This is a genomic window from Arthrobacter sp. efr-133-TYG-120 (assembly GCF_030209785.1).
Taxonomy (GTDB): domain Bacteria; phylum Actinomycetota; class Actinomycetes; order Actinomycetales; family Micrococcaceae; genus Arthrobacter.
The window spans coordinates 43,075-59,797 of the sequence record NZ_JARVRI010000044.1 but is presented as its reverse complement, the minus strand read 5'-3'; the positions used below and the strand labels follow the sequence as shown (position 1 = coordinate 59,797).

At 64.1% G+C, this 16,723-nt stretch carries 16 protein-coding genes; 9 read left to right on the top strand and 7 right to left on the bottom strand.

Annotated features, from left to right (window positions below):
• The first annotated feature begins 77 nt into the window (after positions 1-77).
• The 6 genes from QRN51_RS22325 to bcp all read left to right on the top strand — a co-directional run bounded on the left by QRN51_RS22325 (position 78) and on the right by bcp (position 6,743).
• Entirely contained in the window at positions 78-956 is an 879-nt protein-coding gene (locus QRN51_RS22325) for a 2-hydroxy-3-oxopropionate reductase (RefSeq protein ID WP_284991930.1), read from the top strand.
• Between the two features lie 132 nt (positions 957-1,088).
• Complete coding sequence (gcl, locus tag QRN51_RS22320; protein ID WP_284991929.1) at positions 1,089-2,867, top strand: glyoxylate carboligase; 1,779 nt, start codon at positions 1,089-1,091, stop codon at positions 2,865-2,867.
• A 22-nt stretch (positions 2,868-2,889) separates the two neighbouring features.
• Entirely contained in the window at positions 2,890-4,128 is a 1,239-nt protein-coding gene (locus QRN51_RS22315; RefSeq protein ID WP_284991928.1) for a glycerate kinase, read from the top strand.
• A complete protein-coding gene (gene allB / locus QRN51_RS22310; RefSeq protein ID WP_284991927.1) occupies positions 4,121-5,482 on the top strand; it encodes an allantoinase AllB in 1,362 nt (453 codons plus the stop codon). The genes QRN51_RS22315 and allB overlap by 8 nt, the downstream gene beginning before the upstream one ends.
• A 9-nt stretch (positions 5,483-5,491) precedes the next feature.
• A complete protein-coding gene (locus QRN51_RS22305; protein ID WP_284991926.1) occupies positions 5,492-6,208 on the top strand; it encodes a winged helix-turn-helix domain-containing protein in 717 nt (238 codons plus the stop codon).
• 67 nt (positions 6,209-6,275) lie between these two features.
• Entirely contained in the window at positions 6,276-6,743 is a 468-nt protein-coding gene (gene bcp / locus QRN51_RS22300; RefSeq protein WP_284991925.1) for a thioredoxin-dependent thiol peroxidase, read from the top strand.
• Positions 6,744-7,027: 284 nt separating this feature from the next.
• On the opposite strand, the gene QRN51_RS22295 is transcribed toward bcp, so the two are convergent.
• On the bottom strand, positions 7,028-8,122 hold the full coding sequence (locus tag QRN51_RS22295; protein ID WP_284991924.1) for a pyridoxal-phosphate-dependent aminotransferase family protein: 1,095 nt from the start codon (positions 8,120-8,122) through the stop codon (positions 7,028-7,030).
• 375 nt (positions 8,123-8,497) lie between these two features.
• Between QRN51_RS22295 and uraD the strand changes: the two genes are divergently transcribed.
• Together uraD and uraH are read left to right on the top strand one after the other, a co-directional pair.
• Complete coding sequence (gene uraD, locus QRN51_RS22290; protein ID WP_284991923.1) at positions 8,498-9,028, top strand: 2-oxo-4-hydroxy-4-carboxy-5-ureidoimidazoline decarboxylase; 531 nt, start codon at positions 8,498-8,500, stop codon at positions 9,026-9,028.
• A complete protein-coding gene (gene uraH, locus QRN51_RS22285) occupies positions 9,025-9,366 on the top strand; it encodes a hydroxyisourate hydrolase (RefSeq protein ID WP_265979873.1) in 342 nt (113 codons plus the stop codon). The genes uraD and uraH overlap by 4 nt, the downstream gene beginning before the upstream one ends.
• A gap of 53 nt (positions 9,367-9,419) precedes the next feature.
• Here uraH and QRN51_RS22280 read toward each other — a convergent pair whose 3' ends face one another.
• From QRN51_RS22280 to QRN51_RS22255, 6 genes are read right to left on the bottom strand one after another with little or no spacing between them, the layout of a single operon-like run.
• The gene (locus QRN51_RS22280) at positions 9,420-10,202 is read right to left on the bottom strand and encodes a 3-oxoacyl-ACP reductase (protein ID WP_171983479.1); all 783 of its coding nucleotides are present in this window, start codon (positions 10,200-10,202) and stop codon (positions 9,420-9,422) included.
• Positions 10,203-10,245: 43 nt separating this feature from the next.
• Positions 10,246-11,610, bottom strand: a complete 1,365-nt coding sequence (locus QRN51_RS22275) for an aldehyde dehydrogenase family protein (protein ID WP_284991922.1) — start codon at positions 11,608-11,610, stop codon at positions 10,246-10,248.
• Entirely contained in the window at positions 11,607-12,407 is an 801-nt protein-coding gene (locus tag QRN51_RS22270; RefSeq protein ID WP_284991921.1) for a gamma-glutamyl-gamma-aminobutyrate hydrolase family protein, read from the bottom strand. Before QRN51_RS22270 ends, QRN51_RS22275 begins: the two co-directional genes overlap by 4 nt.
• A 3-nt stretch (positions 12,408-12,410) precedes the next feature.
• Positions 12,411-13,823 carry a glutamine synthetase family protein gene (locus tag QRN51_RS22265; protein WP_284991920.1) on the bottom strand — a complete coding sequence of 471 codons (1,413 nt, stop codon included), beginning with the start codon at positions 13,821-13,823 and terminating at the stop codon, positions 12,411-12,413.
• Entirely contained in the window at positions 13,820-14,554 is a 735-nt protein-coding gene (locus tag QRN51_RS22260; RefSeq protein WP_284752949.1) for a FadR/GntR family transcriptional regulator, read from the bottom strand. Before QRN51_RS22260 ends, QRN51_RS22265 begins: the two co-directional genes overlap by 4 nt.
• A gap of 58 nt (positions 14,555-14,612) precedes the next feature.
• Complete coding sequence (locus tag QRN51_RS22255) at positions 14,613-16,157, bottom strand: amino acid permease (RefSeq protein WP_284991919.1); 1,545 nt, start codon at positions 16,155-16,157, stop codon at positions 14,613-14,615.
• Between the two features lie 136 nt (positions 16,158-16,293).
• On the opposite strand from QRN51_RS22255, the gene QRN51_RS22250 reads away from it, so the two are divergent.
• A complete protein-coding gene (locus QRN51_RS22250; protein ID WP_284991918.1) occupies positions 16,294-16,677 on the top strand; it encodes a hypothetical protein in 384 nt (127 codons plus the stop codon).
• Positions 16,678-16,723: the final 46 nt, after the last annotated feature.

Sequence of the window (16,723 nt, the reverse complement as noted above, 5' to 3'; positions counted from 1 at the left end):
CCTCAAAACGACATCAACTGCGAGCTAGTTGGGTCCAGCACACTTGAGCTAAAACAAAGACTTCAGTAAGGAAAATCATGAGCAACGTTGCAGTTATCGGACTCGGAATCATGGGCCTCCCCATGGCCATCAACCTGGTCAAGGCCGGCCACTCCGTCACCGGTTTCAACCGTAGCCAGGACAAGATCGACAAGCTCGTCTCCGAAGGCGGCAAGGGTGCCACGAGCATCGCCGACGCCGTCAAGGACGCCGACGTCGTCATCACCATGGTGCCGGACTCCCCCGACGTCGAAGGTGTCGTCAGCGGCCCGGACGGCGTCTTCGCCAACGCGAAGAAGGGCACCCTCTGGATCGACGCAAGCAGCATCCGCCCGGACGTCGCGGCCCGCCTCTCAGCAGACGCCGTCGCCGCCGGCATCCGCCCGCTCGACGCCCCGGTTTCCGGTGGCGAACAGGGTGCCATCGACGCCGTCCTCTCCATCATGGTCGGCGGCGACGCAGACGACTTCGAAGCAGCACTGGATGTCCTCAACGCCGTCGGCAAGACCATCGTCCACGTCGGCCCCTCCGGCTCCGGCCAGACCGTCAAGGCAGCCAACCAGCTGATCGTGGCCGTCAACATCGAGGTCCTCGGCGAGGCTATCGCCTTCCTTGAGGCCTACGGCGTGGACACGGACGCAGCCCTCAAGGTCCTCGGCGGCGGCTTGGCCGGCTCCAAGGTCCTCGACCAGAAGGGCCAGAAGATGCTCGACCGCAACTTCGACCCCGGCTTCCGCCTGGCCCTCCACCACAAGGACCTCGGCATCGTCACCTCCGCAGCCCGCGAAGCCAACGTCGCAATCCCGCTCGGCGCCGTCGTCGCACAGCTCGTCGCCGCCACTGTCAACCAGGGCGACGGCGGACTCGACCACTCCGGCCTCTTCAAGCAGGTTCTTCAGCTCAGCGGCCGCAAGTAAGCCGCCCGCCCCAAAGGGCGGAAACAAGCGAAAACCAGCAGCCGGCGTCGGGCATTTCCGACGCCGGCTCCCCCAGACACACCCAAAAATCCGCCCGAAGCGGGCAAAAACAGACTTTTCAAGGAGCACACCATGACGAAGATGCGCACTGTAGACGCAGCCGTCGCCATCTTGGCAAAGGAAGGCGCCATCGAGGCGTTCGGCCTGCCAGGCGCGGCAATCAACCCCTTCTATTCCGCGATGCGGGCACACGGCGGCATCCGCCACACCCTGGCCCGCCACGTTGAAGGCGCCAGCCACATGGCTGACGGCTACTCCCGTGCGGCGGACGGAAACATCGGTATCTGCATCGGCACCTCGGGCCCTGCAGGAACGGACATGATCACCGGCCTGTACGCAGCCTGGGCAGATTCCATCCCCATGCTCTGCATCACCGGCCAGGCCCCCGTTGCCAAGCTGCACAAGGAAGACTTCCAGGCCGTGGACATCGAGTCCATCGCCAAGCCGGTCACCAAGATGGCCATGACCATCCTGGAACCGGGCCAGGTTCCGGGCGCCTTCCAGAAGGCTTTCCAGTTGATGCGCTCAGGCCGTCCGGGCCCGGTCCTGCTGGACCTGCCGTTCGACGTGCAGATGGCCGAGATCGAGTTCGACATCGACGCCTACGAGCCCATCGTCGTCGAAAAGCCGAAGGCCAGCCGCAAGCAGCTGGAAAAGGCGCTGGACATGCTCACCGCGGCTGAGCGCCCGCTGATCGTCGCCGGTGGCGGCATCATCAACGCCGGTGCCTCCGCGCAGCTGGTTGAGTTGGCCGAACTGCTGAACGTTCCGGTCATCCCCACCCTGATGGGCTGGGGCACCATCCCGGACGACCACGTGCTGATGGCCGGCATGGTGGGCCTGCAGACCTCGCACCGCTACGGCAACGAGACCATGCTGGCCTCGGACTTCGTGATCGGCATCGGCAACCGCTGGGCCAACCGCCACACCGGCGGCCTGGACACGTACACCGCGGGCCGCAAGTTCGTGCACATCGACATCGAGCCCACGCAGATCGGCCGCGTGTTCTCGCCCGACTTCGGTATCGCGTCCGACGCCGGTGCGGCGCTGGACGGGCTGATCGAGCTGGCCCGCGAGCGCCAGGCAGCGAAGTCCCTGCCGGACTACTCCGCTTGGGTCGCCGAGTGCACCGCCCGCAAGGGATCGCTGCAGCGCAAGACCCACTTCGAGAACGTGCCGATCAAGCCGCAGCGCGTGTACGAAGAGATGAACAAGGCCTTCGGCAAGGACACCACGTATGTGTCCACCATCGGCCTTTCGCAGATCGCCGGTGCGCAGCTGCTGCACGTGTTCGGCCCGCGCAAGTGGATCAACGCCGGCCAGGCAGGCCCCCTGGGCTGGACCGCCCCGGCCGCCCTCGGCGTCGTTCGCGGCAAGCCGGACGAGACCGTTGTTGCCCTGTCCGGTGACTACGACTTCCAGTTCATGATCGAAGAGCTGGCCGTGGGCGCACAGTTCAACCTGCCGTACATCCACGTTGTGGTGAACAACTCGTACCTGGGCCTGATCCGCCAATCGCAGCGCGGCTTCAACATGGAACAGAACGTGTCCCTGGCGTTCGAGAACATCAACTCCCCGGAAACAAACGGCTACGGCGTGGACCACGTCAAGGTCGCCGAAGGCCTGGGCTGCAAGGCCATCCGCGTGGAAAACCCGTCCGACCTGCCTGCCGCCTTCGACAAGGCCAAGGCGCTCATGGGCGAGTTCAAGGTTCCCGTGGTGGTTGAAGTGATCCTTGAAAAGGTCACCAACATCTCCATGGGCGTTGAAATCAACGGTGTGAACGAGTTCGAAGATCTGGCCGAGCGCGGGGCGGACGCCCCCACTTCGATCATCTCGATACTGGACTAGTAAGTACTGAAGGAGGTACGGAATGCGTGTGGTCATAGCCCCGGACAAGTTCAAGGGATCGCTGTCAGCTCCCGAGGTCGCCAGCCGCTTGAGCGCCGGATTGCGGGCAGGTTTTGCCGCTGGCAGCGCAGCGGCGAGTTTGCCAGCCGAGGGCTTTGAAACCACGCTCATTCCAGTGGCCGACGGCGGCGAGGGGACTCTCGACGCCGCCGTCGGCTCCGGCTTCACCCGCCGCAGCACGACGGTCACCGGACCCACGGGCCAGCCGATCACGGCCGAGTTCGCCGTCCGCGGCGAGGAAGCCGTCATTGAAATGGCTGCGGCCTCCGGGCTTGCGGTGCTGCCGGGCTTCGGCGACGGCAGCGCCCCGTCTACCGAAACGGCCAAGAGCTCCACAAGCCTGGGCACGGGCGAACTCATCCGCGCCGCCCTGGACCTCGGCTGCCGGCACATCATCCTCGGCGTCGGCGGGAGTGCCAACACCGACGGCGGCGCCGGCGTCCTGCAAGGCCTCGGCGCCGTCCTACTCGACGCCGAAGGGAACGAACTCCCCGGCGGCGGCGCGGCCCTGGCCCGCCTGGACCGGATCGACTTCTCGAACCTCGACGTCCGCTTGGAGGTCACCGAGTTCGTCCTGGCGTCCGACGTCGACAATCCCCTTTTGGGCCGCACCGGCGCCGCCGCGATCTTCGGACCGCAGAAGGGCGCGACGCCGGACGATGTCGCCTCGCTCGACGCGGCTCTGACCCACTTCGTCCAGGTCCTCGCCAACGAGATCGGCTCCGAAGCCCAGGACGCCGCACAGGCTCCAGGCGCTGGTGCGGCAGGCGGCGTCGGCTACATCGCCATCGCGGCGCTGGGCGCGGCACGCAGGCCGGGCATCGACGTCGTGCTCGAATTCACTGAACTCGAGCAGCGGTTGGCCGGCGCGGACCTGGTGATCACCGGCGAAGGCAGCCTCGACGAACAAAGCCTGCTCGGCAAAACGCCGATGGGCGTGGCGCGGGCGGCGGCGCGTTCGGGGATCCCTGTGATTGCCGTCTGCGGCCGCAGTACGCTGAGCCCGGAACAACTTTCGGAGTCCGGTTTCGAGTCAGTCCACGCATTGACCGAGCTCGAATCCAATGTAGAGAAATGTATAGCTGAAGCAGGGCCGCTGCTTGAAGAATTGGGTAAGCACATCGGCGTGCGCCTCTCTGAAAAAGCGGTATCCACCCAAGACGCAGCGCGAACCGAGACCAAGGAGCAACTCCATGTCTGAAGAAACCACCACGGCACACGGCCCGTTTGACCTGGTCATCCGCGGCCAGCGCATTCTCACCACCGCCGGTATCACCGCTCGCGAAGTCGGCGTCCGCAACGGCGTGATCGTCGCTATCGAGCCTTTGGGCAACGGCCTGCAGGGCACCGAAATCATCGAGCTGGGCGACGACGAAACCCTCATCCCCGGCCTCGTTGACACCCACGTTCACGTCAACGAGCCCGGCCGCACCGAATGGGAAGGCTTCGCCTCCGCCACGCGCGCTGCGGCAGCCGGCGGCGTCACCACCATCATCGACATGCCGCTGAACTCCATCCCGCCCACCACCAACGTGGAAGGCCTGAAGCTCAAGCGCGAAGTTGCCGAGGACCAGGCGTTCGTGGACGTCGGATTCTGGGGCGGCGCCATCCCGGGCAACAAGAAGGACCTCCGCCCGCTGCATGACGAGGGCATCTTCGGCTTCAAGTGCTTCCTGCTCCACTCCGGTGTGGACGAGTTCCCGCACCTGGACGCGGACGAGATGGAAGAGGACATGGCGGAGCTCAAGTCCTTCGACTCCCTCATGATCGTCCACGCCGAGGACTCCCACGCGATCGACCACGCACCCCACCCCGGCGGCGCACACTACTCCACATTCCTTGCCTCCCGCCCCCGCGGCGCCGAGAACAAGGCCATCGCCGAGGTGATCGAACGCGCCCGCTGGACCGGCGCGCGCGCCCACATCCTGCACCTCTCGTCGTCTGACGCGCTGCCCATGATCGCTTCGGCAAAGCGCGACGGCGTGCACCTCACCGTTGAGACCTGCCCGCACTACCTCACCCTCATGGCCGAGGAGATCCCCGACGGCGCCACCGCGTACAAGTGCTGCCCGCCCATCCGCGAGGCCTCCAACCGCGAGCTGCTCTGGCAGGGCCTACAGGACGGCACCATCGACTGCATCGTCTCGGACCACTCGCCCTCGACGCTTGACCTGAAGGACCTGGAAAACGGCGACTTCGCCGTGGCCTGGGGCGGGGTCTCCTCGTTGCAGCTGGGGCTCTCTCTGATCTGGACCGAAGCCCGGCACCGCGGCATCACCCTGGAGCAGGTGGTTTCCTGGATGTCCGAGAAGCCTGCCGCCTTGGCCCGCCTGCACAATAAAGGCCAGCTGGCGCTCGGGTACGACGCTGATTTCTCCATCTTCGCGCCCGACGACGCGTTCGTCGTCGACGTCAAGAAGCTCAAGCACAAGAACCCGATCACGCCGTACGACGGCAAGGCGCTCTCCGGCGTCGTACGCAAAACGTACCTGCGCGGCAGCGAGATCGACGGCCGGACGCCCAGCGGCAAGCTGATTCGCCGCGGCGGCGTGTAAGGCCAAGCCATGGCCGTCAACGTCCATGCCCCGTACGGGCAACTGCCCGCACGGCTCAACGCCTCGCGGCACCAGCCCGCCCCCCGGCCTTCCGCGCTTCGGCCCGGTCTGGTTCGGCCCGGGATGCACCCGCGCGGACTCGCCGTGTGGGTACAGCCCGGCGAAGGCCGCGAGATCGATCCCGAGGTTTGGGCCCGGGCCGCTGAAGCGGTCCTGGCCCGGGCCCGCAAACTTGCTCCGGGGGCGGAAGTCCTCCTTTGGCCCGCCGCCGGAGCTGCAACGTCCGGTGATTCTTCCGGCTCGTCCGACGGTGCGGCAGCGTCCGACGGCGGTTCGGCGTCGGAAGTGCCCGACGCCGAAAACCGCGCAACCGCTCCGTCGCCGGTCTCCCTGGCCGGACGACGCAGCACCGTGGCAGTAGACCTGGCCGCGAATACCATCCTCCTCGACGGTGTGCCTGTCAGCTTCACCGCGATGGAACACAGCCTCCTCCGCTACCTCGTGGAAAACCTGTCCCGCCCCATCCCACGTGAAGAATTGCAACGCTTTTTGGAGTCACTTGACTGTCCCGGCGCGGCATTTCGGTCGATCGACGTGTATGTTGGACGCGTCCGGCGCAAGCTGGGCTCAGCCCGCCATGTCATCGCCACGGTGCGTGGAGGCGGCTACCAGTTCGTGCCCGGACCAGGCTCCACCGTCCGCGGACCTGCGGAATACTGCATCTAGGCAGCCCGTTACACCATTAGATTGATCGCCGGCCACGGCGGTTGCCCGACAAGTCAAGGATCGCAACATGACCCAGAAACTCCTCGCCGGAACCCAGGCCCCCGATTTCGCGCTGCTTAACTCCGAAGGCCAGAAAGTTTCTCTGTCCGATTACCGCGGACGCAACGTCATCGTGTACTTCTACCCGGAAGCCGCCACCCCCGGCTGCACCACCGAAGCCTGCGACTTCCGCGACAGCCTTTCCAGCCTGCAGTCCTCCGGCTACGAAGTCCTGGGCATCTCCCCCGACGCCCCGGAAAAGATCGCACACTTCGCTGGCGACTTCTCCCTGACCTTCCCGCTCCTCTCCGACGAAGACCACGCAGTAGCGCTGGCCTACGGCGCCTGGGGCGAGAAGCTCGTGAACGGCGAAGTGGTAGACGGACTGGTCCGCTCCACCGTAGTGCTCGACGGCGAAGGCAAGGTCAAGCTCACCCAGTACCAAGTCAAGGCCCAGGGCCACGTAGCAGCCCTGAAGGCCGAACTCGGCCTGTAACGCCCGCTCACATATCGGGCTGTCCGGCGTGACGCCCGCTCACAAACAAGGCCGTCCGGGTCGACGCTCGCTCACCTATGACGACTCCCGGGTCGACGCTCGCTCACCTATGACGACTCCCGGGTCGACGCTCGCTCACCTATGAGGCCAAATAGAGAGTCCTCCTGCAGATCATGATCTGCAGGAGGACTCTCTATTTTCGGCCAGGAGTGAGCGGGCATTTCGGAATTGGCCTTCATATGTGAGCGGGCGTCACGGCATGAGCGTCGATATGTGAGCGAGGGTCAGGCCTTCGCGATCGCTTCTTCAAGCGCGCCAAGCACGAGCTTCACCGACGCCCTGTTGGCATTCGGACCCATCATGCCGATCCGCCAAACGGTCGACGTAAACGCACCCGCACCGGAGCCGATTTCCATACTGAAGTTCTCCAAAAGGTAGGCGCGGACGGCGGCCGAGTCCACGCCGTCGGGCACTTTGACCGTGGTGAGGCTCGGCAATCGCGAGCCCTCCGCGGCAAACAGCTCGAGCCCCATCGCTTCGAGGCCGTCGCGCAACTCGGCCCCGGCGGCACGGTGCCGCGCTTGAACAGCCGCGAGCCCCTCGGCCAAGATGCGGTCAAGTCCCGCCTCTAGCCCCGCGATCATGGTCACTGGCGCCGTGTGGTGATACGTTCGGCTGCCACTCGCCGCGCCAACATACCCACCCAGAAGGCCGATATCCAGGTACCACGAACGCGGCTCCCTGACGCGTCGCTCGAAAGCGCGCTCGGACACTGTGAACGGGGACAAGCCAGGGGGCGCTCCCAAACACTTCTGCGTCCCGGCATACCCGACGTCGATCCCCCAGTCGTCGGCCAGGAGTTCCAGTCCGCCGATGGACGTCACCGCGTCCACGATCAATAGCGCGTCACCTTTGCCGGCGCCAAGGGGCGCGACGTCGGACAGGACACCCGTGGAGGTTTCGGCATGGACAGCGGCAATCACCTTGGGATGGGGGTGCGCGGCGAGGACCCGCTCCGCATCCACCGGTTGGCCCCATTCATGGTCGACGCGGACCACCGTGGCACCGCACCGCCGGGCGACCTCACACATGCGCTCCCCGAAAAGCCCGTTGACGGCAATTACTGCCACGTCGCCGTCGGACACTGTATTAACAAAGGCAGCCTCCATGCCGCCGGAACCAGTGGCACTCAACGGCAGGGTGCGGGCATTCCGGGTCCCCCACACCGTCCGAAGCCCCGCGCATGTCCGGTCCAGTCGCTCGATGAACACGGGATCCAGGTGCCCGATCACCGGATACGCCAATGCGGCCGTCACTTCCGGATAGCAATTGCTGGGACCCGGCCCGAACAGATACCGGGAAGTCAGGACCTCTGGCATGACGGAACTCCTTTGGCTCGTTGCTGACATTGTCCACCAGGCGACGAAGGTGAGCGAGCGTTTCGGTAGAACCCACCGAAGGTGAGCGAGCGTTTCGGTAGAACCCACCGAAGGTGAGCGAGCGTTTCGGGAAACGGCGGCATAAGTGAGCGAGCGTCGCAGAGAGGCCAAAGCGGGAAGGAGGGAGGACCGGGGTGCGGTATTCTCTTGACACCACGGCTGTCATTGGATTCACTATTACGTATGCTGAAATAACAGTTCCATGATGTGGAAGGCCTGGAGTGCGGAGGCGCGCAGGTCCATCCGGCAGGAATCGCCGGAGTTCCGCATAGCCAACACCATGGATGCCAGCACTCGCACGAGGAATGAACAAGCATGCAGCTTGAAGTATTCAACAGTGTGGACCGTGCGGACGCCATCGACGTCCTCCGCCCATGCCTCGACATCCAGCGTTGGGTGGAGCACGTCGCAGATGCGCGTCCGTTCAGCGGCTTGGACTCCTTGCTCGATTTCGCCCGGGAAACCGCCGAGCCGTTCACGTCGGACGAAGTGGCGGCCGCGATGGCCCATCACCCGCGGATCGGCGAACGACCCAAGGCGCAGACCACCGAAGCCGCGATGTCCCGCTCCGAACAGGCGGGCGTCGACCCCGGCGATGACGGAGTCGTCACCGCTTTGGCCGAAGGCAACCGAGAGTACGAGGCCAAGTTCGGCCGCGTCTTCCTCATCCGGGCAGCAGGACGGACAGCCAACGACATCCTGGCCTCCCTCCACGAGCGCCTGACCCATACCGCGGAAGAAGAAGACCTGATCGTGGCCGGACAATTGCGCGAAATCGCCCTGCTGCGTCTTGCCGGCGTGATCAGCGAAGACAGCGGGAGCAGCGAAGGAGAGCCCAGCAAATGAGTGTTTCCCAGATCACCACCCACATCCTGGACACCGGTTCCGGGCGCCCGGCGGCCGGCGTCGCCGTCGTTCTCTCCGTGCGGGACGGCGACAACTGGCGCCACGTAGCTAGCGGCACCACGGACGCGGACGGCCGGATCAAGGACCTTGGCCCTGAGAGGGTCGACGGCGGCAGTTACCGCTTGAACTTCGCGACCGGTCCGTATTACAAGGCACAAGGCGTTGACACCTTTTTCCCGGAGGTGGACTTGAGCTTCACGGTGTCCGACGCCGGTGAGCACTACCACGTGCCGCTCCTGCTCAGCCCCTTCGCGTTCTCCACGTACCGGGGCAGCTAACCCATCGGTTCCCCACCCACCACTGGAGTGGGGAACCGACCTGGAAGCTTCCGCTAGTCGATCGGCGTGACGTAGGCTCCGGAGATTCCGCCGTCAACCATGAAGGTCGAAGCGGTAATGAACGAGGCGTCGTCGCTCGCCAGGAAGGCGACCGCAGCGGCCAGTTCCTCGGGCTCGGCGAAGCGGCCCAAGGGCACGTGGACCAAGCGCCGCGCGGCCCGCTCCGGATCGGAGGCGAAGAGTTCCTTCAGCAGCGGAGTGTTGACCGGTCCCGGGCACAGCGCGTTGATTCGCACCCCCTTGCGCGCGAATTCGACGCCGAGCTCACGGGTCATGGCCAGCACGCCGCCTTTGGACGCGCTGTAGGAGATCTGCGAGGTCGCCGCACCCATCACGGCCACGAAGGACGCGGTGTTGATGATCGAGCCCTTGCCCTGCTCCAACATGTAAGGCAGCGCGTATTTGCAGCAGTAGTAGACGCTCGTCAGGTTGACCTCCTGGACCCGGCGCCAGGCGTCGATTCCGGTGTCGAGGATGGATGCATCGTCCGGCGGCGAAATGCCCGCGTTGTTGAACGCGATATCGACGCTGCCGTAGTGGCTCTTGGCAGCGGCGAAGAGGTCGATGACTTCCTGCTCGTCTGTGACGTTGACCTTCACGAAGATGCCATCGACGGCGGCCGCGGCTGCTTCTCCGGCTGCCGGATCGATATCGGCGATGACCACGTTGGCACCCTCCGAGGCAAAACGCTTTGCCGTGGCCAGGCCGATCCCGCTGCCGCCGCCCGTGATAACGGCAGTGCGGTCCTTGAGTCGGTGTGAAATGAATTCGGTCATGGTGATCTCTCCTTGAATCATGGGGCTTCCAAAGTTGGTGGGTTCAGTGCGCGATGAAGACGTTCTTTACGTCGCTGAAGGAATCGAGGGCATCGGGACCCAGTTCGCGGCCCAGGCCCGATTGCTTGAAGCCGCCGAACGGCGTCGAATACCGGACTGAAGAGTGGGAGTTCACCGAGAGGTTTCCGGCTTCCACCCCGCGGGCCACGCGCAAGGCCCGGCCAATGTCTTGGGTCCATATCGATCCGGAGAGGCCGTATTCGGTGTCATTGGCAATCCGTACCGCGTCCGCCTCGTCGTTGAAAGGAACGACGACGACGACCGGTCCGAAGATCTCCTCACGCACCGCCGGGTCGTCGAAGGAATCGGGAGCCAGGACCGTGGGCGGGAACCAGAATCCCGGCCCCTCGGGCACGTCGCCTTGGAAGGCTATGGGCGCTCCCGACGGCACAAAGCCTGCGACGGTTTCCCTTTGCCGGGCGGAAATCAAGGGCCCCATGACGGTACTTTCATCCGCCGGGTCGCCGACTTTGACAGCCCGAACGGCGGGCTCGAGAAGCTCCAAGAAGCTGTCGTAGGCCGATTTTTCCACCAGGATCCGGGATCTGGCGCAGCAGTCCTGGCCGGCGTTGTCGAACGCGCCGCCGGGAGCGGCCGCAGCAGCGGCCTCAAGGTCGGCATCGGCGAACACGATGTTCGCGCTCTTGCCGCCCAACTCGAGCGTCACGCGCTTCACCTGGTCGGCACAACCGGCCATGATCCGCTTGCCGACCCCGGTGGACCCGGTAAAGACGACCTTTCGCACCGCAGGGTGGGTCACGAAGCGCGCCCCCACAACGGAGCCCTTCCCGGGGATGATAGTCAGCACGCCATCGGGCAGGCCGGCCTCGCGCGCCAGCTCACCCAGCCTCATCGCGGTGAGCGGCGTAAGTTCCGCGGGCTTGAGTACCACCGTGTTGCCCGCCGCGAGCGCCGGAGCGAAGCCCCACGCCGCGATCGGCATCGGAAAGTTCCACGGCACAATAATGCCGACAACGCCCAATGGCTCGTGGAACGTCACATCGAGGCCTCCGGCAACGGGGATCTGCCGCCCGAAATGCCGCTCGGGGGCCGCCGAGTAGTAGCTGATGACGTCGCGCGCATTGCCCGCTTCCCAGCGGGCGTTGCCGATCGTATGCCCCGCGTTGCGGACTTCCAGTTGCGCGAGGTTCTCCAGATCGGCGTCGACGGCGGCCGCGAACCGGCGCAGGAGCAGAGCACGGTCCGACGGCGACACGTTCCGCCAGGTCTCGAAGGCAGCGGCCGCGCGGGCAATCAGCGCGTCCGTTTCGGCGAGGGATGCCAGGTCAACAGTTTGAAGGAACTCTTCTGTGGCCGGATTGATGATGTCAAAAGTTGTGGCACTCACGCCCAGCTCTTTTCTGTCGCTGTGAATTCCGTCGATGGGTTGAGGCGCTCAGCGTAGAGTTCCCCGTCCCGGTACCTTCTGGCAGCCTCAATGAATCCTTCGAAGAGCCGCACGTCGGAACGATTTTGTTCAGGATGAAACTGAACACCCAACGCCCAACTTCCTTGGGTCGATTCGACGGCCTCGACCGTCCCGTCCGCCGCACGCGCGGTGACGCAAAGGCCTTCAGCAACCCGGTCAAGAATCTGGTGGTGATAGACCGGCGCCGATGCCTTTTCACCTAGTAGTTGCGCGCTGATGCTGCCCGGCCGAGTATCGAACTCAACCTCCCCGTAGACTCCGGGAGCAGGTTGGTAGTTCGCCTCGGGCAGCACGTCCGGCACGTGCTGGATGAGGTTTCCGCCCAGGGCCACGTTGAGGATTTGCGCGCCGCGGCAGATCGCGAAGAGCGGAATGCCCTTCTCCAAGGCCGCCAGCGTCAACGAGATATCGTGCTCGTCCCGCTCGGGCTGGCTGCGTGTGCTCGGGTGGGGCTCGGCGTCGTAATTTCCGGGGTCGACGTCGGCGCCTCCCACCACAATGAGGCCATCCACGAGGTCAAGGACGGAAGTGTCGGTGCCGATGGGCGGCAGCAGGAGAGGGGTGCCGCCTGCCGCCACCACGGCTTCCAAATACGTTGCCGGCAGTACCGCTGCCCGCGCGTCCCAAATCCCCCATTTCGCGTTTTGAAGATAAGTGGTCAACGCGATTCGAGGAGGCCGGCTTGAACCTGGAGCCTGCGTCTGATTCTGAGTCATCGCCTACAGCCTTTCGAAGCCGCGGCGGAGCTCCCAGTCCGTGATGGCGGACTCAAAAGCTGCCAGTTCGACGTCGGCGTAGTTCACGTAGTGCCGCACCACTTCCTCGCCGAAGACTTCCTTGGCGATCACGGAGTCGGCGAACAGATCCCGCGCTTCCCGCATCGTCGTCGGCACGGTGGGAGCGCCCGAGGTGTAGGCGTTGCCAAGGGTTGCGGGCTCGAGTTCGAGCTCGTTTTCGATTCCGTAGAGCCCGCCGGCAAGCATGGCCGACAGTGCCAAGTACGGGTTCACGTCGCCACCGGGCAGCCGGTTCTCCAGGCGCGCGCTTTGACCATGGCCCACGAGGCGCACCGAGCAGGTGCGGTTGTCGAGGCCCCAGGCCACCGCTGTCGGAGCGAACGAGCCTTTGACGAACCGCTTGTAGGAGTTGATGTTGGGAGCGTAGAACAGCGTGAATTCCCGCATCGTGGCCAGCACCCCGGCAATGAAGTGGTCGTAGGTCTTGGTGCGGGCGCCGGTGGCCTTGTCCCAGAAGACCAGTTCATCGTCGAGTCCACGAAGGGACAGGTGGATGTGGCAGGAATTGCCCTCGCGCTCGTTGGGCTTGGCCATGAAGGTAATGGATTGGCCCATGTCATGGGCGATGTCCTTGGCCGCGGTCTTGTAGACGGAATGGTTGTCCGCCGTGGTGACCACCTCGTCGTACTTGAAAGCGATCTCGTGTTGGCCGAAGTTGCATTCACCTTTGGCTGATTCCACGGTCATGCCCGCTGCGTACATCTCGTTCCGGATCCGGCGAAGCAGTGGTTCCACGCGACCCGATCCCAGGAGCGAGTAGTCCACGTTGTATTGGTTGGCAGGAGTGAGGTGCTTGTAGTCCAGGTCCCATGCCTGCTCGTAGGAGTCGTTGTAGACCACAAACTCAAGCTCGGTTCCGGCAAGTGCCTTCCAACCGCGTTCGGCAGCCTTGGCCGTCTGGCGCTTGAGCATGGCGCGGGGCGAAACAGAGACCGGAGTGCCGTCGGTCGTGGACAGATCGCACTGGATCAGCGCACTCCCCTCGCGGTAGGGAAGGACACGGATGGTGTCCAAATCCATGTCGAAGAGCATGTCACCATAGCCCTTTTCCCACGAGGAAATGTCATAGCCATCCACGGTGTTCATTTCGGTGTCAACGGCGAGGAGGTAGTTGCAGCCTTCCGTGCCGTGCTCCAGGACGGAATCCAGGAAGAATTGCGCGTGAAGGAGCTTGCCCTGAAGCCTGCCCTGCATGTCGGTGAAGCCGAGAATCACGGTGTCTATGGCGCCCTCGGCAATCCGCGCCTTGAGTTGCTCAACGGTGAGCATACGGTCATTGCGGGGGTGAACAGTGGTATCCGCGGTGTTCGAAATGTCGTTCATAGTGCTGCTCATTTCAGTAGTCCCTTGAGTAGTGCGGCAGTGGACTCGCAGTGCAATTCCATGACGCTTCGGGCCGCTGCAGGCTCGCCGTCGAGGATGGCCTGCACTATCAATCGATGCTCTTGGTTTGAATGTTCGATGTTCCGCTGCAGAAAGGGGATTTCCGCGAGGAACTCGTGGATCTTTGTCTGGATGGTGGTGCTGGCTTTATTGAGTTCGGACGACCCCGCAACAGCGGAGAAAGCCAGGTGGAGGCGGGCGTCGGCTTGCCTGTATTCCACCGGGGAACCCGCGTTTTCAACCTCGGCCAAGGAATCAATCAGGAGCTGACGCTGATCCTCGCTGAGCCGCATCGAGGCCGCCCGCTGGCAAGCCCCGGGTTCAATCACGGAACGGAAGATGAGGATGTCGCTGATTTCCCCCTGCCTGTCCTTGTTGTCGAGGCGCTCCGGCGGCCGGGCGTTGCCGACCGGTTCCACGATGGTTCCGCCGCCCCGCCCCCGGACGGTCGTCACGAAGCCCGCGGCTCGCAACGCGCTGATCGCTTCCCGCAGCGTGGCGCGGGAGACCTGCATGCGCTCGGCCAAGTCGCGCTCGGGCGGGAGGCGCTCACCGGTTTTGAAGATCCCCAACTGGATTGCCGATCCCAAATGCTCAACGCATGACTCGAACGCCATGTGTCCGCGCACGGGAAGCAAGACCGTCTCCAGGAGGGGGGATTCAATCGGTTCGGCGAACAACATGGTGGCCTTCCTTGGTGGGAGGCCGCCGGCGAGAACCGCCGGCGGCCCGCGTGTGTTGCTAGTTGAGCAGCTTATCGGCGTCGATCGTCAGGTGCTCCTGCTCGGCACTCGTCATGAATGTCCGGCGCCCCGTGGTGTACCAAAGCACGGTGGCAAGGAGGAACACGACGACGACGGCGATCGGCGCGTAGTTGAACGTGTCGATGGTGATGTCTGCGACGGGCGGAAGAACGAAGAGGATCACGATGATGGCGACCCACACAATCGCTACCCAGTTGATGACGGGACTCCATTTCCCCAGGTGCCACGGGCCCGGTACGAAGTTCTTGTTGAGCCTGCGGAGCAACACGGGGGTGATGTACGCGATGTAGAGGCCAATGACGGCCACGCTCGTCACGGCAAAATACGCGGTGGTGTTGAACAGGGCTGGTGAGGCGAGCACGATCGCGCAGCCAACGCAGAGCCAGATGGAATTTGTGGGGGTGCCGCTCCGGGCGTTGACTTTGGCCCAGATGCGGGAGCCTGGCAGTGCATTGTCGCGGGAGAAAGCGTAGGTCATGCGTGAGTTGGCGGTCACTGAGGCCATGCCACAGAAGAATTGTGCGCCCACCACGATGGCCAGCAGGAATTTCGCTACGCCGGGGTTGCCCAATGCATCCAGGAAAATCTGCGCCGGGGGCAAGCCTGTTGCCGTAGCGCCAAGAGTGGTCAGGCCTTCCTCTGAGCCGTCCGGGATCGCCGCGACGAGTGAGTAGAGCAGTATCCAGCCACCAATGATGGAGATGACGACGCTCATGACAATCCCCTTGGGAGCCGCAATGGCTGCGTTCTTGGTCTCCTCGGCAACGTGGGCCGAAGCATCGTAGCCGGTGTAGGTGTACTGCGACATGAGCAGGCCCATGAGGAAGACGTACGGCCCGAAAGTGAAGCCGGTTTCGTTGTGCCACGCGGTCATCGTCCAGTCAAAGGACTGGTGGCTCGTGGGCATGAGCCACAGCGCCGCCACAATGATCGCAACACCCACGATGTGCCACCAGGCCGAGACATTGGACAGGAAACTGACAATCTTGACGCCGAAACTGTTGAGCAGGGCGTGGATAACCATGAGGACGACGAACAGCGCGAACGTACCGCCCGGGGTCGGCTCAACGCCGAAAGTCAGCGCCGCGAAAGCCATCATTGTTGTGGCGCAGCCGAAGTCGATTGCGGCCGTGACGGCCACTTCACCGAGGAAATTGAACCACCCGACATACCAGGCCCAGGCCCGCTTGTTGCGTTTGGCGAGCCTGCCGGCCCAGAAATACAAGCCACCGGCGGTCGGGTACCGCGAACAAACCTCGGCCATGGAGAGCGCCACGCACAGGACCAGAACGCCAACCAGCGGCCAACCGACGTTGATGGCAGCCGGACCGCCGGACTTGAGCGCAATGCTGAAGGAGGTAATGCAGCCAGCCAAAATCGAAATGATGGAAAACGAGACTGCGAAGTTGGAGAAGCCGGACATGCCGCGATGTAGCTCTTGCTTGTAGCCAAGCTCGGCGAGGGCCGCAGCATCTGCGTCTTGCACAGCCTGCACCTTCGCTGCCGTAGAACGATCACTCATGATTATTCTCTTTCTAAACGGAAGGGGGGAACGGGCCGACACCGCTCGCATCGATAGTGACCCACTTCACATCAATCTGTCAATGGTCTGACTTCAGACCACAAATCAACCTCTTCGGAACGGTAAGCTGGAAGGCATGGTTTCTGAGGGCGCGAACGCCGACGGCACATCGCAAAACAGCACGTCACACAACAGCCCGGCACGCAACGCCGCGGCAGACAACGGCACTCCGGAACGCCGCGGGATCACGGTCCGCCGTGCACCGAAGTTCGTTCCGTTCATGGGACTGGGCGGGGTGCTCGGCATCATTGTTGCCGCGTTCGTGGCCTACGGCATCCCCGGCGACCAAAGTTTCGACACGGGGGCAGTCTTCGGTTTCTTCCTTGTGTCCTTCGCCGCGGGCGGCGTGCTGCTGGGCGCCATCGCGGCCCTCGTCCTCGACAAAGTCAGCGTGCGGCGTTCCCAGCGTGCCGTCGTCGAGTCCGTGCCCAACCCCACAGAGGACGACGCCGGGGCATAGGATCCGGGTCACAATGTCGCGTGAGGGAAAGTACCACGCCAACATC